The organism is Micromonospora sp. NPDC007220 (assembly GCF_040634035.1).
Lineage (GTDB): Bacteria > Actinomycetota > Actinomycetes > Mycobacteriales > Micromonosporaceae > Micromonospora > Micromonospora reichwaldensis.
On record NZ_JBEYEU010000001.1, the window covers coordinates 451297 to 468579 of the forward strand.

Consider the following 17283-nt stretch of genomic DNA (forward strand, 5'->3'; position numbering starts at 1 on the left):
GGCGGCCCTGTCCGCGCTCTCGGCTGTGCCGCGCGCGTGCGTGCCTACCAGAGGGACACGTGGACGTGGTCGGTGTGGTTCGACGGACCGCTGTAGGAGCTCCAGCCCGTCGCCGGGAACCAGATCTGTCTGTTCCAGATCACGTAGTAGACGCCGAGCCGGTCGGCGTTGCGGACCAGGAACGCGGTCAGGTTGTTGCCGTACATGTAGGTGTCGTCGTTGTGCCAGGGGGAGAAGCCGCTCTTCTGCAGCGACCAGTCGCAGGCCCGGCCCTTCGGGTGCTCGTACGGCCCGCCGGGGCGGTAACAGCCGACGAACCGGTTGAAGCCGGCTCGCTTGACCTCCTTGTACATGTGCAGGGTGCGCGCGGTGATGCGGCCGGAGGTGGTGGGGTCGGCCTCGGTGGGTGACAGCGGCGTCCAGTCGCCGTCGGCCGCCCGCCCCGGCGCGATCTTCGCCACCGGCGAGGTGGCGACCACCTTGCCGCTGGTCAGCCCTCTGCCGCCGACCAGCGCGAGCGCCTTCTCCGCCTCCCGCTTGCCGCGCGCCATCTCGTTCGTCAGCTTCTGCTGTTCGCGGACCTCGGTGTCGAGCGCCAGCTTGGCCTGCTCGGCGCGGTCCTTGACCGCGTTCACCTCGGCGAGCTTCTTGGAGTTGACCAGGTTGAGCTCGTCGAGGGCGGCGGCGCGCTTGACGAACGAGTCGGGGCTGGCAGTGTCCAGCAGCATGGACACCGCGCCGATCCGCCCGGTGCGGTAGGACTGGGCGGCGATCTGGCTGACCTGGGGAGCCAGCGCGTTCAGTTCGGCCTGCGCCCGGGAGACCTCCAGGGCCAGTTCGAGCTGGCGCTTCTTCGACTTCGCCAGCTTCGCCTTGGCCTGCACGTAGGACCGGTTCCGGGCCTCGATGAGGTCGTCGAGCAGCTTGGGCTCGTCGTCCCCGTGCCCGGAGGGCTTGGGCGGGGTGGGCGCGGCCGCCGCCGGGAGAGGCCCGGCGAAGACCGCCAGAGCGGCGAGTACGGCCACCACGGGCGTCAGCCAGCGGCGTAGGGGTGCCGTCACAGTTTTCCCTTCCGTCGACCGCCGACCGGGTTAGCTGACGGGTTCGGGGCGGAAGTGGCCCCTACCGCTGTCGCGGATTCACCCCACGTACCTGGGTCCCCGGTTCGCCTCGCGGCGATTGGGCGGCGGCACCGCAGGCGCCGCTGCGCGCCTTCGGCGGTGACCGGCAGCGAGGTTACCCGAGAACGCTCCCGGGGATCTACGTCCCTAAGCCGACTAAATGCGTTATTTCGTAATGGCGGACGGTGACCAGTGACGCATTTATCAGGACGAACGTCCTGTTCGGTCACGCTGAGGAGCGTCACCATGCGGTGTCCGTACTTCTGTGCCCATCGGGCCATCCGGCGGGAGCGGCGGACGGCGTGTCCCCGCGCGGCCCGCTGAGGGCCTCCAGCGCCTCGGACCGGTCGGTGGCCGGCCGGGGCGTCGGCGCGGGCGCGGTGGCGGCGTGGTCGGTCGCGTCCCCGCCGCGTCGGCCGGCCGTGGTCACCAGGGCCGCCAGCGCGGTGGTCAGCGGCACGGCGGCGATCAGACCCAGGGTGGCGACCGCGCTGCGGACGATCTCCTGGGCGAGGAACTCGCTGGTGAGAAGTTGGGTCACCGCCCGCGAGTCGGCGGTCAGCAGGAGCAGCACCGGCAGCGAGGCGCCGGCGTACGCCAGCACGATGGTGTTCACCGTCGAGGCGATGTGCGCCCGGCCGACCCGGGTCGCCGCCCGGTAGAGCTGCGTCCGGGACAGCCCGGGGTTGGCGTGCGCCAGCTCGGTGACCGTGGCGGCCTGGGTCACCGTGACGTCGTCCAGCACGCCGAGGGAGCCGATGATGATCCCGGCCAGCAGCAGCCCGTGCAGGTCGACGTCGGCCTGGTACATCGACAGCGTGGTGGCGTCCTCGGAGCCGAACCCGGTCAGGTGGGTCGCGGCGGTGGCGATCGTGCCGAGGACACCGGTCAGCACCAGGCTGCCCAGCGTGCCGAGCACGGCGACCGAGGTCTGCGCCGTCACGCCGTGGGTCAGGTAGAGCACCACGAACATGATCAGAGCGGCGCCGACGACCGCGACCAGCAGGGGCGGGTTCCCGGCGCTGATGCCCGGCAGCACGAAGGTCAGCAGGATGGCGAAGCTCGCCGCCAGGCCGCCCAGCGCGGCCAGCCCACGCCACCGCCCGAAGGCGACGATGGCGGCCGCGAAGAGCGCCACCAGCCAGACCAGCGGCTTGCCGCGCTGGTGCTCGGCGATGTTGTAGGTGCTGGCCGTGGGGTCGGCGGGGTCGGTGAGCTCGACCAGGATGATCTCGTCGTCCACGGCGACGGTCGGCGCGCCGGGGCCCACGGGCACCGGCGTCTCCACCTGCTGGCCGGCGTCGGGGCCGTCCTGCACCCGTACGGTGACCGTGCCGCAGGGGCCCTGTGGCGCGTCGGGGCTCCCCTCCGGGGTCTCCGGGGCGGGCGGGCACGGCTCCGTCACCACCCGGGTCACCGTGCCGTGGTAGCGGGGCGCGTCGGTGCCGGTCGCCGGGTCGGGCGCGTTCCACGGCCACAGCACCAGGGCGGCGATCAGCGTGGCGACGAAGAGGGGCACCACCGTCGCGACGAGGATCCGCCGCACCCTCGGCGGGGCGGACGGAGCGGGACGGGTGTGGTCGGCGCCCATCGAGTGTCTCCCTACGAATCCAGGGCGGGGTACGTGCCGGCGGGGCCGGTCGGTTCACCCGTCGCCGCGTGGCCGGGACGGGGATCGCTTCCGCGTGGCGGTGCGGTCACGTACCGCGGTCCTGGGCCCCCGTCCGGTCGCGGGCGGGCGGTGCCGCCGCCCGGCGGGGCGCGCGGGGCGGGCGGTGCGGAATCCGGAGGGCCACCGGCCGAATGGTAGCCACCCCGGCATCCGGGCGCAGGTCGTGCGGGTGGTGTCGGAGGTGTGGTGTCGGAGGTGTGGCGTCGCCGTGGGGCCGCGCCTCGCGGGGCCGGGTGCCGGGACGGGTCAGCCGCGCTTCATCAGGCGGCCGACGGCGGCCATCATCTCGGTGGCCATCTCGTCGGCGCGGCCCTCGGCCGCGCCCTCGCGCATGCAGTGCCGGGCGTGCCCGTCGAGCAGGCCCAGCGCGACCTTGTCCAGGGCGGCCTGGATCGCGGAGATCTGGGTGAGCACGTCGATGCAGTAGCGATCCTCGTCGACCATCTTCTCGATGCCACGGACCTGCCCCTCGACGCGGCGCAGCCGCGCGAGCAGCTGATCCTTGCTGGCGGTGTAACCCCTGGTCGGGGTGGGCGTCGGTGTGGTCATGGGGTCGAGGATACCGTACCCCTCGGGGGTATGGTACGTTCGTTCCTGGCCGGGATACCCCCACCGGGTACCGGTACAAGGCACGGGCACCGGTCCGCCTCCGATGTACCCCTGGGGGGTATAGGCTGGGGGCGGCGAGAGGAGAGTTCGATGATCACCACGACGTACCAGGTGCAGGGCATGACCTGCGGGCACTGCGCCACCGCGGTCAGCACCGAGGTCGGCGCGATCCAGGGCGTCAGCGACGTCCAGGTCGACGTCGCCGCCGGTCGGGTCACCGTCACCAGCGAGGGCCCGTTGGAAACCGACACCGTGCGCTCCGCCGTCGACGAGGCCGGTTACGACCTCGTCGGCGCCTGAGATCGGGCACGGGGAAAACGAGGCACACCATGAACACGGCGACGAAGCTGAGCGGTTTCGCCCTCGGCCTCGCGGTGGTGTTCGGCGCGACGTACGGGGTCGGCCGGGTGGCCGACCCCGTGGCGCCGCCCGCCGAGGCCCCGCACGAGGCCGGCGGGGGGCACGGCGAGGACGGCGGAGCCGGACACGGGGGCGACAACGGCGCGGCGGCGCACCTGCCCGGCGGCCTGCTCGTCTCCGACCGCGGCTACACCCTGCGCCCGGTGGACGCCCCGGCCGGGCAGTTCGCCTTCCAGGTCACCGGCCCGGACGGCGGGGCGGTGACCGCGTACGACGTGGCGCACGACAAGCGCATGCACCTGATCGTGGCCCGCCGCGACCTCTCCGGTTTCCGGCACGTGCACCCCGAGATGGCGCCGGACGGCACCTGGCGGGTCGACTCGCCGCTCGCCGGGCCCGGCGTCTGGCGGGCGTTCGCCGACTTCACCCCGACGGGGGGCGAGGCGCTGACGCTCGGCGTCGACGTGACCGTCCCCGGCGCGCTGACCGGGCGGCCCCTGCCCGCCCCGGCGACCAGCACCACGGTCGACGGCTACACGGTGACGCTCGCCGGCGCCCCGGAGCCCGGCCGCACCGCCGAGCTGACCCTGACCGTGAGCCGCGCCGGCGCCCCGGTCACCGACCTGGAGCCCTACCTGGGCGCGTACGGCCACCTGGTGGCGCTGCGCCAGGGCGACCTGGCTTACCTGCACGTGCACCCGCACGGCGAGCCGGGCGACGGGCGGACGCGGCCCGGCCCCGAGGTGAGCTTCTCGGCGGAGATGCCGTCGGCCGGCGCCTACCGCCTCTACCTGGACTTCAAGCACGGCGGCGTGGTGCGTACCGCCGAGTTCACCATCGTCGCCGGCAGCCCTCCGACCGCGCCGGGTGTCCCGGCGGCGACCAGCTCCCCGACGGCGGGCACGCCCGCCGCCACGAGCTCCCCGACCGCCGGCGCCGGCCACGGCGTCCCCGGTCACGGGCACGACTGACGGGAAGCATGATGACCACCAAGCCCTTGCTGACGGCGCCGAACCAGATCGAGCTGGCGATCGGCGGTATGACCTGCGCCTCCTGCGCGGCCCGGATCGAGAAGAAGCTGAACCGGATGGACGGGGTGACCGCCACCGTCAACTACGCCACGGAGAAGGCCACCGTCCGGTACGCCGACGAGGTCACCCCGGACGAGCTGATCGCCACGGTGGAGAAGACCGGCTACACGGCGGCCCTGCCGCCCCCGCCCACGCCCGCCGGCGGCGAACCGGCCGCCGAGCCGGTGGACGAGCTGCGCGGCCTGCGTACCCGGCTGTGGGTCTCGGCCGTGCTCACCGTGCCGGTGATCGTGCTGGCGATGGTGCCCGCCTGGCAGTTCGAGTTCTGGCAGTGGCTGTCGCTCACCCTGGCCGCCCCGGTCGTGGCCTATGGCGGGCTGCCCTTCCACCGGGCGGCCTTCATCAACCTGCGGCACGGCGCGGCGACCATGGACACCCTGGTCTCGCTCGGCACCCTGGCGGCGTTCGGCTGGTCGGTCTGGGCGCTCTTCCTCGGCACCGCCGGTACGCCGGGGATGACCCACCCGTTCAGTCTCGCCATCAACCGATCCGACGGCGCCGGCAACATCTACCTGGAGGCGGCGGCCGGGGTGACCGTGTTCATCCTCGCCGGCCGCTACTTCGAGGCGCGGGCGAAGCGGACCGCCGGCGCGGCCCTGCGGGCCCTGCTCGAACTCGGCGCCAAGGACGTCGCGGTGCTGCGCGGCGGCACGGAGACCCGGATCCCGGTGGACCAGCTCGTGGTGGGGGACCGGTTCGTCGTGCGGCCCGGTGAGAAGATCGCCACGGACGGCGTGGTCGACGAGGGCACCTCGGCGGTCGACGCCAGCATGCTCACCGGCGAGTCCGTCCCGGTCGAGGTCGGCCCGGGCGAGCCCGTGGTCGGCGCGACCGTCAACGCGGGCGGCCGGCTGGTGGTCACCGCCACCCGCATCGGCGGCGACACCCAACTGGCCCAGATGGCCCGGCTGGTCGAGCAGGCGCAGACCGGCAAGGCGGCGGTGCAGCGGCTGGCCGACCGGATCTCCGGCGTCTTCGTGCCGATCGTGATCGCCCTCGCGGTGGGCACCCTCGGCTGGTGGCTCGGCAACGGGTCGGGCGGCACCGCCGCGTTCACCGCCGCCGTGGCGGTGCTGATCATCGCCTGCCCGTGCGCCCTCGGGCTGGCCACGCCGACCGCCCTGCTGGTCGGCACCGGCCGGGGCGCGCAGCTCGGCGTCCTGATCAAGGGGCCGGAGGTGCTGGAGTCCACGAAGCAGGTCGACACGGTCGTGCTGGACAAGACCGGCACCGTCACCACCGGTCGGATGACGCTTGTGGACGTGGTCCCGGCGGCCGGCGAGGACCGTGCGGAGCTGCTGCGGCTCGCCGGGGCGCTGGAGTCCGCGTCCGAGCACCCGATCGCCCGGGCCGTCGCCGCCGGGGCGGCCGAGGCGGGCACGCTGCCGCCGGTGACCGGCTTCGTCAACGCCGAGGGGCTCGGCGTGAGCGGGACGGTCGACGGTCGGGAGATGCTGATCGGTCGGCCCCGACTGCTGCGCGAGCACGGCCTCGACGTACCGGAGGAGGTCGCGCGGGCGGCGGCCACGGCGGAGGCCCAGGGACGGACGGCGGTGCTGGCCGGCTGGGACGGTCGGGCCCGCGGGGTCCTCGCGGTGGCCGACGTGGTCCGACCGACGAGCCGGGCGGCGATCGCACAGCTGCGCGCGCTCGGCCTGACGCCGGTGCTGCTGACCGGCGACAACACCACCGTCGCCCACGCGGTGGCCGCCGAGTTGGGCATCGACGAGGTGGTCGCCGAGGTGCTGCCCGCCGACAAGGTCGACGTCGTGCGGCGGCTCCAGGACGAGGGTCGGGTGGTGGCGATGGTCGGCGACGGGGTCAACGACGCCGCCGCGCTGGCCCAGGCCGACCTCGGCCTGGCCATGGGCACCGGCACGGACGTGGCGATCGAGGCGTCCGACCTGACCCTGGTCCGGGGTGACCTGATGGCCGCCGTGGACGCGATCCGGCTCGCCCGGCGCACCCTCGGCATCATCAAGGGCAACCTGTTCTGGGCCTTCGCCTACAACGTGGCGGCCCTGCCGCTGGCCGCCGCCGGCCTGCTGAACCCGATGATCGCCGGCGCCGCGATGGCCTTCTCCTCGGTCTTCGTGGTTGCCAACAGCCTCCGGCTGCGGGGCTTCCGCCCGGTCTCCTGACCCCTGCGCACCGTGCCGCCGGCCCCGTCCGTCAAGGGCCGGCGGCACCGGTCGTGGCGGGCCCGGCGGCCCGCCGGCCGGCGGCGGTGGGTGACCGGACGGTTGGACGCTGGCGGTGCGGGGTATTCGAGGGGCGTACCGGCACCGCCAATCGGGAGGTCGACATGGGTTTCGAAGACAAGGTCAACAACACGACCGAGGATGCGGCCGGCAAGCTGAAGGAAGGCGCCGGCCGGGCCACCGACAACGAACGGCTCGAGGCCGAGGGGCGCAACGACCAGGCCAGCGCCAAGCTCAAGCAGGCCGGCGAGAAGATCAAGGACGCCTTCAAGAGCTGACCCGCGTACGCGCCCTCCGCCGGATCGGTCACCAGCCGACCCGGCGGAGGGCGTACTGGCGCGCCCGGCGGACGTTTCCCCCGGCAGGCGCCACTCGTTGGCAGGTCGACGTCCCGCCGCCCGGCGCCGGCCGCACCCGTGCCGTCACCCCCGGGAAGGCCGAGACCCCGAACGGGAGGTCCCGTGTCCCGATCCGTCGTCTACGCGCGCCGCGCCGCCGCCACAGTGGCGCTCGGGGTGCTGGCCGTGGGATGCCAGGACACCGCGCGGGAGGAGACCGCCCGGACCGGCGCGGCCCCGCCGAGCCCGACGGCCCCGGCGAGCGCCGCCCCGAGCCCCTCCCCGGTCGCCACGACCGCCGCCAACACCGTCGAGGTCTGCCGCGAGGTCGACCAGCTCATCCTCGCCGGCAGCCGGCGGATCGCCACCGACTCGGCGGCCTCGGTCACCCGCGACCTGACCGGTGAGCAGGTCGCCGACCAGCTCCGGCGCAACCTGGCGGGGCTGGCGGACGACGTACGCGCGCAGGCCCGCCGCGCCGCCGACCCGGAGATCCGCGCCCTGATCCAGGACACCGCCGACCGGATCGACGCCGGTTCCCGGGCGTCCCGGCCGGCCGCCTGGATGGACTCCACCTTCACCGCGATCCCCCCGAAGCTGACCCGCGAGTGCCGCGCCTGAGGCCGACGGGCACGTCGCCCGGCGTCGTCGACACCTGACCCGGGACTCCGGTCGGCATGCACCCCCGTGCCGCACGCCGGCCGGCGTCCGTCAGTGCGGCTCCCGCAGCCGCCGGGACTCGTCGGTCCCCGTCAGCCGGGCGGCCCGCAACTCCAGGTAGCGCTGCTCCGGCAGGCTCGTCGTCCCCCGGGCCGCAGCCAGGTACGCCGCCCGGGCCCGCTCCGGTTCGCCGGCCAGCTCCAGCAGGTGGGCGCGGACGGCGGCGAGCCGATGGTGCCCGGCCGTGCGGTCGTCGTCGTCGAGCGGGGCGAGCAGGGCCAGGCCGGCGCGCGGACCGTCCACCATGGCCACCGCGACGGCCTGGTTCAGGGTGACCATCGGGCTCGGGGCGGTCCGGGCGAGCAGCCGGTAGAGCGCCAGGATCTGTCGCCAGTCGGTGCGTCCGGCGGACGGGGCCTCGGCGTGCACGGCGGCGATCGCCGCCTGGAGCTGGTACGGGCCGGGCGGTGACCAGGTCAACGCCTCGGTGACCAGCGCGGTCCCCTCGCCGATGGCCTCGTGGTCCCAGCGGTCGCGGTCCTGCTCGGCGAGCGGGACCAGCTCCCCGGCCGGCCCGGTGCGGGCGGCCCGGTGCGCGTCGGTGAGCAGCATCAACGCGAGCAGCCCGGTCACCTCGCCGTCGCCCGGGAGCAGCCGGTGCACCAGCCGGGCCAGCCGGATCGCCTCGGTGGTCAGGTCGGCCCGGTGCAGGTCCGGCCCGCTGGACGCGGTGTACCCCTCGTTGAAGATCAGGTAGAGCACCTGGAGCACCGCCCGCAGCCGCTCGTCCCGGTCCCCGGGGGCGGGCATCGTGAACCGCGCCCCGGCGGCCTCGATCCGCTGCTTGGCCCGGCGGATGCGCTGGCTCATCGTCGCCTCGGGCACGAGGTACGCCCTCGCGATCTGCGCGGTGGTGAGGCCGCCGACCGCCCGTAGCGTCAGCGCGACCTGAGCCGACCGGGCCAGCGCCGGATGGCAGCAGAGGAACAGCAGGGCCAGCGTGTCGTCCCCCGCCGGTGGCTGTTCGTCGACGGCCGGCGCGTACGCCGGCTCGCGGGCGGCCAGCGCGGCCTCCCGGTTGCGCCGGGCACGCTCGCTGCGCCACTCGTCGGTCAGCCGGCGCGTGGCGACGGTGAGCAACCAGGCCCGGGGGTTGTCCGGCACGCCCTGTCGCGGCCACTGCACGGCGGCGGCGAGCAGCGCCTCCTGCACGGCGTCCTCGGCGGCGTCGAACTGGCCGTGCCGGCGGACGAGCAGGCCGAGGACCTGCGGCGCCAGGTCGCGCAGCAGGTCCTCCAGGTGGCCTCCGCTCACATTTCCGTCCCGGCCTCATCCATGATCGCCCGCACCTCCAGCACGCCGAAGCCCCGCCGCACGTCCGGCCAGCTGGCGGCGATCTCGGCGGCCCGCTCGGGACTGTCGCAGTCGACCATCAGGTAGCCGGCGAACTGTTCCTTGCTCTCCATGTACGGCCCGTCGGTCACCTCCGGCCGGTCCCCGGCCAGCCGGACCGTACGCGCCTGCGACGGGTCGGCCAGGGCCTGGCCGCCGAGGAACTCGCCCGACTCGGTCAGTTCCCGCATCAGCTCGTCGACCTCGCCGAAGAGCGCGCTGCGCTCCTGCTCCGACAGCCCGTCCACGAACCCCGGGCGGTTCCAGATCAGCAGCATGTACTTCATCGGGTGCTCCTCGTTTCCTCGGCCGAGCCCATGGTGGCGCGTTTCCGGTGAGGGGTCGGAGCCGACCCGCCGGTTCCGACAGCCGGCGGTACGGAATCTCAGCGCCGGCCGCGTACCTGGCGCTTCGGGGCGGGGCCGGCGCCGAGCGAGGCGCGGTCGGCGGCGGAGGTGCCCGACGACCAGCCCTCGGCGTCGCGCACCGTGAGCCGCCCCCGGACGACGCCGGGGAAGAGCGTGTCGAGGCGTTCGCGTACCGCCTCGGCGCGGGTGGCGAGCACCGGCAGCAGCCGTTCCGGCCCGGCCTGCGCCGTCGCCTCCCGGTCGGCCGCGTCCGTGGCGGCCCGCAGCCGCTCGCCGATCCGCAGCGCGAAGGCGTTGAGGAAGGACTCGTCGTAGTCCCGGGTCCGCCGGCCGGTGCTCCTGGCCCGCCGTTCCCCCCGGCCGCGCAGCATCGCGGTGGTGGCCTGCACCAGCAGCGAGGTGTAGAGCAGCTCGACCGCCTCCAGGTCGGCCGGCCAGCCCAGCACGGTAGTGAAGCCGAGGTCGTCGGACCAGACGGCCTCGCAGCGGTTCGCCGCCGCCACCTCCTGCGCCAGCAGCGCCTTCGCGCCCGCGTACGGGGGCTCGGTGCCGAGGCGCATCCCGCCGGGCCGGTCGGCGGGCTCGGCGACGCCCGCCAGCAGCGCCTGGTCGATGCTGTGCCGGGCGATCAGCTCCTGGGCCTTGCCGGTCAGCGCCTCCGCCTCGGCCGGGTAGGTGGTCGACTCCGCCTTGGCCAGCAGCGCCCGCACCCGGTCGAGCATCCGGGAGCCGCTGCCCGACCCGCCGCGCGCGACGGCCGTACCGGGCGCGCCGGGCGGCGGGCGCAGCACGGCGATCGGCGGGAGTCCCTCGACCAGGGCCAGCGCGTCGACCGCCGCCCGCAGCGCGGTGAACCGGTCGCACCCGACGCGGGTGGACCAGGCGGCCAGGTGGCTCTCGTCGGCGTCCCACCACACCCCGGCGCCCAGGTCGCGCAGCTGGTCGTCCCACCACGGCGGCACCGGGTCGGTCAGCTCGCGGCGCTGCGCGGCGAGCGCGTCGGTGACCAGCCCGGCCGCCCGGGGGTCGAGCCGGCGGGCGGCGAGCCGGCCGAGGTCCACCGGCTGCCAGCCGTGCTGGGCCAGCCGCCCCACGCCCCGCGCCAGGCGGCGGAGGAGCGCGGCGTCCACCGCCGCCGCGCCGTCCGCGGCGCCCGTCCCGATCATCAGCCGGTCCAGCTGCCGCTCCGCGAGGCGTACGTCGGTGCCGCGTACCGCCGCGAGCGCGTCGTTGACCAGTTCCTCGGCGTCCGGCACGGCCGTGTCCTCCTGGGGTCTGCTTCTTCCGCGCCGGGAAACGATCGTCGCCCGCCCGCCCGCCGAAGGTACCGCCGGGCCCGCGCGCCGTCCGCCGGTCGTGATCCGTGCCACCGGAAGGCCCCGGCCCGGCCGCCCCGTCGACGGGGAACTTCCGCATGGTTCGGCCAGCCCTGGGTAGTTCGGGGGGTGTCGAGCGATGCGAGGTGGTGGGATGGCGGGATCGCGGTTTTCGGGCAACGGCTCCGGCGCACCTGATCTTCGCCGGTCGGTCCTCGCCGCCGCGGTCATCGGGGTGGCGGTGATGGCCGCCGTCGACGAGATCGTCTTCCACCAGATCCTCGGCTGGCACCACTTCTACGACCGGTCCACCCTCTCCGTCGGGTTGTTCTCCGACGGGCTGCTGCACTCGGCCGAGCTGCTCGCCCTGGTCGGCGGCTTCTTCTGGTTCGCCGACCTGCGCCGCCGGGACGCCCTGGTGCCCCGGGCCGCCTGGGGCGGGTTCCTGCTCGGCGCGGGGGCGTTCCAGCTCTTCGACGGGATCGTCGACCACAAGGTGCTGCGGCTGCACCAGATCCGCTACGGGGTGCACCTGCTCCCGTACGACGTGGTGTGGAACGTGGCGGCGGTGGCGCTGCTGCTGCTCGGCGCGTGGGTGACCTGGCGGGTGCGGTCCCGCTCCGGCCGCGACGCCCGGTGACGGCGCTCGCGCACACCGGTGCCGCCGCGGGGCCCGCCCCGCTGCCGCTCGCGGCGGTCGCATTGCTCGCCGCCGGCTACCTGCTGGCCGTGTCCCGCGACGGGCGCGGCTGGCGTCGCCGGCGTACGGTCGCCTGGCTGGCCGGCTGCGGGGTGCTCGCGGTCGCCCTCGGCCCGCTGGCGGGCGGGCCCGGCGACCCGCGCGTGCACATGGCCCAGCACCTGCTGCTGGGCATGGTCGCGCCGCTCGCGCTGGCCCTCGGCGCCCCGGTGACCCTGCTGCTGCGGGTCGTGCCGCCGGCGGCCGGCCGCCGGGTGGGCCGGTTCCTGCGGGCCCGGCCGGTGCACGTGCTCGCCCATCCGGTGACGGCGGCGCTGCTCACCACCGGCGGGCTGGCGCTGGTGCTGCTCACGCCGCTCTACGCGGCGGCCGAGCGGAACCCGGTGCTGCACCACGCCCTGCACGCGCACTACGTGGCCGCCGGCTACCTGTTCGCCTGGTCGGTGGCCGGCCCGGACCCGGCGCCGCGCCGGCCGGGCCCGGCGGTGCGGGTTGGCGCCCTGCTCGCGGCGGGGGCCGGGCACGCCGTGCTGGCCAAGTACCTCTACGCGCACGCCGCCACCCTGCCGCCCGGGCTGCCCGAGCGGGACGTCGACGCGCTGCGCGCGGCGGCCCGGTTCATGTACTACGGCGGCGACGTCGCCGAACTGCTGCTCGCCACCGCCCTCTTCGCGGCCTGGTACCACCGGCGCCGACCCCGCCGACCGGCACCCTCCGCCGGCGCGGGCCCGCCCGGAGGCGAGGCCGTCCCGGTCAGCCGGTGTACGCCTTTCCGGCCGTCAGCCGGAGCGTGAACCCGGTGTCGTCGCGCTGCCAGGTGACGTGGTTGCAGGACTGGTAGGTGATCCAGAGGCCGAGCCCGCCGGGTGTGCCGTCGGACACGGGGAGCAGCCCGCAGAAGGGGTCGCCCGGCCCGTCGCCGCCGTCGCTGACCGTCGCCACGATGCGGTCGTCGCCGGCCCACACGCGCAGTCGGACCGGCGGCCTGCCGTGGCGCAGCGCGTTGGTGACGATCTCGCTCACCGCGACGACCAGATCCTCCACGTCGTCGTCCGGCACCTGGCCCTGGTCGGCCTTGTGCACGGCGGCGCGCGCCTCGGCCGCCGTCGGGTCCGTCAGCTCCACGGCCGGCGGCTGCGCCTGGAGGGGGTCGGGCACGACCCGGGGGCCCTGCCGCAGGAATTCCCTCGGCGGCGTCCAGGTCGGGCTGGGCACGTGCCGCCCGTCAGGGGTGGCGAACCGGGGGTGCGTCCGGGCCACGTCCGCCAGCACCTCCGGCGGCGTGATCCGGGTGTCGTACGCGCACATGCTCCACAGCGGGAAGTCGTCGTACGCGTGGTTTATCGCCGACTCGTAGCGGGCCCACCAGTCCCAGGTCGCGCCGAACGAGACCGAGGGCACCTCACCGATGATCCGGATCTGCCCGGCGCCGGCGGCCACCTGCTCGGCGAGGAGCTGGCGGTAGGAGCGGATGGCGGCGGCGGGCCGGGCGTAGACGTCGCCGCCGGGCAGGAACTCGACCCCGGAACCGGCCGGCAGCGCCGAGCGGACCAGCCCGCCGGTGCGCTCGCCCAGGGCCACGAAGGTCGGCTCGCCCGCCTCGACGCCGCCGAGCAGGAACGGCACCGCCACGGCGAGCAGCTCGTCGTCGGAGTCGTAGCGCACGGCCTCGTGGTAGTAGCCGTGGTGCTGGGCGGCCGCACCCGTCCTCATGGCGTGACCTCCACCCGCACGCCGGGCAGGTCCAGCAGCTCCACCAGGCGGGCCGCGGCCGAGCGGGGGGTGCGCAGCACGGCGGTCGCGCCGCGGCGGTGCGCGTACTCGGCCAGGTGGGTCAGGGCGCGGTGGTCCACGAAACGCAGGCCGGCCGCCGACAGCACCAGCTCACCGTCGGTGGGCCGCAGGTCGGCGCGGTCCAAGGCGGTGCGGAACAGGTCGTGGTTCGACATGTCCAGCTCGCCGGCGAGCGCGGCGTGCCCGTCGGCGGGCGCCACGGCGTACAACTGGAACAGCAGGTCCTCGACGTTGGTCTGCGGGTGCATGCAGGCCAGCTCGGTGACCGCCCGGTCGCCCAGCTTCACCCGGTGGTAGGCGCACATGGCCTTGAACGGCCGGGTGCGCATGTAGCGGTCGATCTGGTGCTCGTAGCGGGTGAAGACGTCGAGCTGGGCCGGGGTGCGGACGAGTTCGGTGGCCTCCGCGACCACGCGTAGCCCGGTGTGGCCGGCGGCCAGCGCCTCGTCCGTGGCGGCCGCGTAGGCGGCGACCTGCGCCGCCGGGTCGACGACCTGGTCGGGCGAGTAGGTCGAGACCAGGGGGACCACCGCGGCGGCGCCCCGGCGCTCCGCGTCGGTGAAACTCGGCAGCGCGTGCAGCCGCTCGGCCACCAGGTCCGAGGGGCGCGGTGTCACGTACCAGAAGCGCTCGCCGGCCGCGAGGCCCGCGGCAAGGTGGCGCTCCGCCTGGTCGGCGAGGGATTCCAGGTCGTCGTACGACCAGCAGATGTGACTGCCCGGCGCGGTCCGCCGTTCGCTGTTGATCATGCTGGTCGCCTCACGCTGACCAGTGTAGGCCGCCCCGGAACGGGCACCGGGTCCGCGACCTGCCGGGACGCCGGGGGCGGACGCTTTCGACCGGTTCGTTGCCCGACGGTGGGCCGGCCGGCCGTTCCGCCCCCCGGGGGCTGCGCCGCCGCGCCGGCCGGTGCCCGGTCAGGCGCTCCGCGCGCCACTGAGGCGCTCGGTGCGGGGAAAGGACGCCCAGATGTTCTTGGTGGTGCCCGTGGCGTACCAGCCGACGTCGAGGGAGAGGGCGCGGGCCAGCTCCAGGCCGCGCCCGCCGTCGCCGACGGGCCGGGCCTCGGCGAGCTGCGGCAGGGACCCCAGGTCGTGGTCGGCGACGTCGAGGATGAGGCAGTCGTCGGTCGCGAGCAGCCGGACGATGGTCGGCGGGATCCCGTGGCGCAGGGCGTTCGTCGCCAGCTCCGTGGCGATCAGCGCGACGAGCTCGGGAACCTCCTCCAGGGCCTCGCCCTCCCCGAGCACGTCGCCGGTCAGTTCCTCGTGCAGGGACGCCCGCAGGGCACGCAGGTCCACCGCCTCCTGCAACGTCCACCGCCGCAGCTCAACGGCCTGCGGCGGGGGTGTGGAACTGCTCAGCTGGCCCATGGTCTCGTTCTACCCGATCTCCGGCCGGCTCACTCCAGGGCTCATCGGTCGGCGCACCGGATCGTGGGTGCCCGGGGCACCCCCGGGCGGCAGCGACGCACCCGCTCGGCGGCCATCCGTCCGCCCACCGCCAACCCGTGCCGTTCCACCGCCGTCAACCCGTACGCCCCGCAGGTCGGTGTGAAGCGGCACCGTCCCGGCCAGTGCGGCGACAGCCACCGGCGGTAGCCCCGGATCGCCGCCACCCCCGCCCGGTCCAGCACCGGCGCCCGGGTCGTCGCCGCCGTCGCCGCGCCGAGCGTCAGCAGGGTCGAGAACAGCCCCAGGTCGCAGCAGTCGCAGCAGCCGTCGGGGTTCTTCGACTTCGACATGAGCCGTTGCTGCCGGCGGTTCTCGCGGGCCGTCTCCCGGAGGCGTCTGAACATCACGGTCCGATCATCGGCCAATGCGACGCCCGACGCGTTGTCGCCCCCGGAGCCGACCGGCCGGTGGGACCCGGAAGCGGTGTCGCCCCGGACGCGGTATCGACCGGTACCGCCGCGGGCCGCATGCCGGGCGACGGTCGCGGGTAGTGCACAGGCAATGACCGAGAGGAGAACGCCGTGCCAAGCACCACGATGCCGATGCTCGAGACGTACCCGAAGTCGATCAACCTGGACCGGGCCAAGCTGGCCGCCGTCGTCGAGGCGCTCAACACCTGCGCCCAGGCGTGCACCGCCTGCGCCGACGCCTGTCTGAGCGAGGACATGGTCGCCGAGCTGACGAAGTGCGTACGGACGAACCTGGACTGCGCGGACATCTGCACGACGACCGCCCGGGTGCTGTCCCGGCACACCGGTTACGACGCCAACATCACCCGCACGCTGCTGGAGGCGTGCGCCACCGCCTGCAAGTCCTGCGGCGACGAGTGCGCCGGCCACGCGGGCATGCACGAGCACTGCCGGATCTGCGCCGAGGCCTGCCGCGCGTGCGAGCGGGCCTGCCGGGACCTGCTCGCCACCATGAGCTGACCGTCCCCGGAGGACACGGCGCCGGCATCCCGCGTGGGGTGCCGGCGCCGTGCCGTCAGCGGCGATGGTCAGCGCAGCCGGACCGGGCCGGCGTCGATCCGGATGCGGAACAGGGCGTACGGCTTGCGCCGGAGGTCCTGCCCGCGCTGGTACTTCGCCTGGCGGTGCAACTGGTTGGCGGTCACGTACAGGTGCCCGTCGCTCGCCACGGACATGGTGTCGGGCCACAGCAGCCGCGGGTCGTGGGCCACGGTCTCGTATCCGCCGTCGGGGAGGCGGCGCAGCACCGCGTCGTGCTCGTACGACGTGAGGTAGAGCCGGCCGACGTCGTCGGTCTCCAGGCCGTCGGAGGCGCCGCCCTTGTCGCCCTCGTCCACCACCGACGCGGCGACCTGGTCGTCGGCAGTCGAGCGGTCGGTGAGCGCGTCGGTGGACACGCTGTACCAGCGGCGGGAGGCGAGCGGGCAGTAGTGGAGCCGGGACCCGTCGGCGGAGATGGCGATGCCGTCCGCGCCCATCGTCACCGGCTTCGGCGGCCCGTCGGCGGGGCGCTCCAGGAACGGCCGGCCCTCGACCACGGGCCGGAACGTCTCCAGCGGCTCGGCCTTCGTGGACGGATGGTCGTGCAGCCGCCGCCAGGACGCGCCGCTGGCCAGGTCCACCACGATGATCCCGTTCGGGCCGGAGTCGGAGGAGTCGGTGATGTAGGCGGTGCCCGCCTCGCCGCGGCGCAGGTCGAAGCGCACGTCGTTGAGGTAGGTGCTGGGCAGGGCGACGTCGGTCGGGAAGGTGATCACCTGGGCGACGGTGTCGGTGTCCAGGCCGACGCGGACCAGTTTCGGGCCGCCGGGCGTGGTGGGGCGGAACATCGGGCTGCCGGTGTCGAGGACCCAGAGCCGGTCGGCGGGGTCGACGACGACGCTCTGCACCGACACGAACGCCTCCGCGTCGTCGTCGCCCGACGGGCTGTTCCACCGTTCGTCGGGGAAGGGCACCTCTCGGCCGTCGCGCAGTTCGACCACCGTGGCGGGCACCTCGTCGCCCCACTTCGGGAAGTTGACGAAGATCCGGCCGGTGTGCGAGACGCTCACGCCGGTGGGCATCGGGCCGGTGAAGGCGTGGACGAGTTCCAGCTCGCCGACCGGCTCGGCGGCGACCGGCCCGCTCACGACGCGCCCCCGGGACGCGGCGCGGCCTCGTCCCTCACCCGACGCGGATCCTCATGGAGCACGTGCATGGCGTCATCTCCCTCTCGCGCGGGTTCGACCGTCGGGCTTC

Annotated in this window: 18 protein-coding genes, 1 pseudogene and 1 riboswitch; of the genes and pseudogenes, 8 read left to right on the forward strand and 11 right to left on the reverse strand. The window is 74.8% G+C overall.

Annotation, left to right across the window (positions count from 1 at the left end; translation table 11 throughout):
- Positions 1-44: 44 nt before the first annotated feature.
- The 3 genes from ABZ573_RS02275 to ABZ573_RS02285 form a co-directional block, all read right to left on the reverse strand.
- Positions 45-1061 carry a hypothetical protein gene (locus ABZ573_RS02275; RefSeq protein WP_151457617.1) on the reverse strand — a complete coding sequence of 339 codons (1017 nt, stop codon included), beginning with the start codon at positions 1059-1061 and terminating at the stop codon, positions 45-47.
- A gap of 3 nt (positions 1062-1064) precedes the next feature.
- Positions 1065-1196, reverse strand: a riboswitch (cyclic di-AMP (ydaO/yuaA leader).
- A 166-nt stretch (positions 1197-1362) separates the two neighbouring features.
- Positions 1363-2712, reverse strand: a complete 1350-nt coding sequence (locus ABZ573_RS02280; protein ID WP_358114819.1) for a YibE/F family protein — start codon at positions 2710-2712, stop codon at positions 1363-1365.
- Positions 2713-3039: 327 nt separating this feature from the next.
- A complete protein-coding gene (locus ABZ573_RS02285; protein WP_327030345.1) occupies positions 3040-3342 on the reverse strand; it encodes a metal-sensitive transcriptional regulator in 303 nt (100 codons plus the stop codon).
- A 150-nt stretch (positions 3343-3492) separates the two neighbouring features.
- Between ABZ573_RS02285 and ABZ573_RS02290 the strand changes: the two genes are divergently transcribed.
- From ABZ573_RS02290 to ABZ573_RS02310, 5 genes are all read left to right on the forward strand, one after another.
- A complete protein-coding gene (locus tag ABZ573_RS02290) occupies positions 3493-3702 on the forward strand; it encodes a cation transporter (RefSeq protein ID WP_151455118.1) in 210 nt (69 codons plus the stop codon).
- Between the two features lie 29 nt (positions 3703-3731).
- On the forward strand, positions 3732-4733 hold the full coding sequence (locus ABZ573_RS02295) for a hypothetical protein (RefSeq protein WP_327030346.1): 1002 nt from the start codon (positions 3732-3734) through the stop codon (positions 4731-4733).
- Positions 4734-4741: 8 nt separating this feature from the next.
- Entirely contained in the window at positions 4742-6994 is a 2253-nt protein-coding gene (locus tag ABZ573_RS02300) for a heavy metal translocating P-type ATPase (RefSeq protein ID WP_358114824.1), read from the forward strand.
- A 164-nt stretch (positions 6995-7158) separates the two neighbouring features.
- Positions 7159-7332, forward strand: coding sequence for a CsbD family protein (locus tag ABZ573_RS02305; RefSeq protein WP_151455121.1), 174 nt, complete (start codon positions 7159-7161; stop codon positions 7330-7332).
- Between the two features lie 183 nt (positions 7333-7515).
- A complete protein-coding gene (locus tag ABZ573_RS02310) occupies positions 7516-8013 on the forward strand; it encodes a hypothetical protein (RefSeq protein ID WP_358114827.1) in 498 nt (165 codons plus the stop codon).
- 90 nt (positions 8014-8103) lie between these two features.
- Here ABZ573_RS02310 and ABZ573_RS02315 read toward each other — a convergent pair whose 3' ends face one another.
- From ABZ573_RS02315 to ABZ573_RS02325, 3 genes are all read right to left on the reverse strand, one after another.
- On the reverse strand, positions 8104-9366 hold the full coding sequence (locus ABZ573_RS02315) for a sigma-70 family RNA polymerase sigma factor (protein ID WP_358114830.1): 1263 nt from the start codon (positions 9364-9366) through the stop codon (positions 8104-8106).
- Positions 9363-9731, reverse strand: a complete 369-nt coding sequence (locus ABZ573_RS02320; RefSeq protein WP_151455124.1) for a YciI family protein — start codon at positions 9729-9731, stop codon at positions 9363-9365. Before ABZ573_RS02320 ends, ABZ573_RS02315 begins: the two co-directional genes overlap by 4 nt.
- 98 nt (positions 9732-9829) lie before the next feature.
- The gene (locus tag ABZ573_RS02325) at positions 9830-11068 is read right to left on the reverse strand and encodes a DUF2786 domain-containing protein (RefSeq protein WP_151455125.1); all 1239 of its coding nucleotides are present in this window, start codon (positions 11066-11068) and stop codon (positions 9830-9832) included.
- 214 nt (positions 11069-11282) lie between these two features.
- Between ABZ573_RS02325 and ABZ573_RS02330 the strand changes: the two genes are divergently transcribed.
- A complete protein-coding gene (locus tag ABZ573_RS02330; RefSeq protein WP_358114834.1) occupies positions 11283-11768 on the forward strand; it encodes a DUF2243 domain-containing protein in 486 nt (161 codons plus the stop codon).
- The gene (locus ABZ573_RS02335; RefSeq protein ID WP_358114837.1) at positions 11765-12622 is read left to right on the forward strand and encodes a cytochrome c oxidase assembly protein; all 858 of its coding nucleotides are present in this window, start codon (positions 11765-11767) and stop codon (positions 12620-12622) included. The genes ABZ573_RS02330 and ABZ573_RS02335 overlap by 4 nt, the downstream gene beginning before the upstream one ends.
- Here the strand turns inward: ABZ573_RS02335 and ABZ573_RS02340 are convergent.
- The 4 genes and pseudogenes from ABZ573_RS02340 to yidD all read right to left on the reverse strand — a co-directional run bounded on the left by ABZ573_RS02340 (position 12582) and on the right by yidD (position 15240).
- Positions 12582-13541, reverse strand: a complete 960-nt coding sequence (locus ABZ573_RS02340) for a sensor histidine kinase (RefSeq protein WP_151455128.1) — start codon at positions 13539-13541, stop codon at positions 12582-12584. The genes ABZ573_RS02335 and ABZ573_RS02340 overlap by 41 nt on opposite strands.
- Positions 13538-14371, reverse strand: coding sequence for an MEDS domain-containing protein (locus ABZ573_RS02345; RefSeq protein WP_151455129.1), 834 nt, complete (start codon positions 14369-14371; stop codon positions 13538-13540). Before ABZ573_RS02345 ends, ABZ573_RS02340 begins: the two co-directional genes overlap by 4 nt.
- Positions 14372-14539: 168 nt before the next feature.
- A complete protein-coding gene (locus ABZ573_RS02350) occupies positions 14540-14995 on the reverse strand; it encodes an ATP-binding protein (protein ID WP_327030354.1) in 456 nt (151 codons plus the stop codon).
- A 9-nt stretch (positions 14996-15004) separates the two neighbouring features.
- Positions 15005-15240: pseudogene (gene yidD / locus ABZ573_RS02355) on the reverse strand (membrane protein insertion efficiency factor YidD).
- 357 nt (positions 15241-15597) lie between these two features.
- On the opposite strand from yidD, the gene ABZ573_RS02360 reads away from it, so the two are divergent.
- Complete coding sequence (locus ABZ573_RS02360; protein WP_225852248.1) at positions 15598-16005, forward strand: four-helix bundle copper-binding protein; 408 nt, start codon at positions 15598-15600, stop codon at positions 16003-16005.
- Positions 16006-16073: 68 nt separating this feature from the next.
- Here ABZ573_RS02360 and ABZ573_RS02365 read toward each other — a convergent pair whose 3' ends face one another.
- On the reverse strand, positions 16074-17174 hold the full coding sequence (locus tag ABZ573_RS02365; protein WP_358114843.1) for an L-dopachrome tautomerase-related protein: 1101 nt from the start codon (positions 17172-17174) through the stop codon (positions 16074-16076).
- Positions 17175-17283: the final 109 nt, after the last annotated feature.

Excerpts from the sequence above, each read along its gene's own strand:
- ABZ573_RS02290 (WP_151455118.1), top strand. The coding sequence starts at position 3,493 with ATGATCACCACGACGTACCAGGTGCAGGGCATGACCTGCGGGCACTGC.
- ABZ573_RS02305 (WP_151455121.1), top strand. The coding sequence starts at position 7,159 with ATGGGTTTCGAAGACAAGGTCAACAACACGACCGAGGATGCGGCCGGC.
- ABZ573_RS02340 (WP_151455128.1), bottom strand. The coding sequence starts at position 13,541 with ATGAGGACGGGTGCGGCCGCCCAGCACCACGGCTACTACCACGAGGCC.
- ABZ573_RS02345 (WP_151455129.1), bottom strand. The coding sequence starts at position 14,371 with ATGATCAACAGCGAACGGCGGACCGCGCCGGGCAGTCACATCTGCTGG.
- ABZ573_RS02320 (WP_151455124.1), bottom strand. The coding sequence starts at position 9,731 with ATGAAGTACATGCTGCTGATCTGGAACCGCCCGGGGTTCGTGGACGGG.
- ABZ573_RS02280 (WP_358114819.1), bottom strand. The coding sequence starts at position 2,712 with ATGGGCGCCGACCACACCCGTCCCGCTCCGTCCGCCCCGCCGAGGGTG.
- ABZ573_RS02350 (WP_327030354.1), bottom strand. The coding sequence starts at position 14,995 with ATGGGCCAGCTGAGCAGTTCCACACCCCCGCCGCAGGCCGTTGAGCTG.
- ABZ573_RS02330 (WP_358114834.1), top strand. The coding sequence starts at position 11,283 with ATGGCGGGATCGCGGTTTTCGGGCAACGGCTCCGGCGCACCTGATCTT.
- ABZ573_RS02300 (WP_358114824.1), top strand. The coding sequence starts at position 4,742 with ATGATGACCACCAAGCCCTTGCTGACGGCGCCGAACCAGATCGAGCTG.
- ABZ573_RS02295 (WP_327030346.1), top strand. The coding sequence starts at position 3,732 with ATGAACACGGCGACGAAGCTGAGCGGTTTCGCCCTCGGCCTCGCGGTG.
- ABZ573_RS02285 (WP_327030345.1), bottom strand. The coding sequence starts at position 3,342 with ATGACCACACCGACGCCCACCCCGACCAGGGGTTACACCGCCAGCAAG.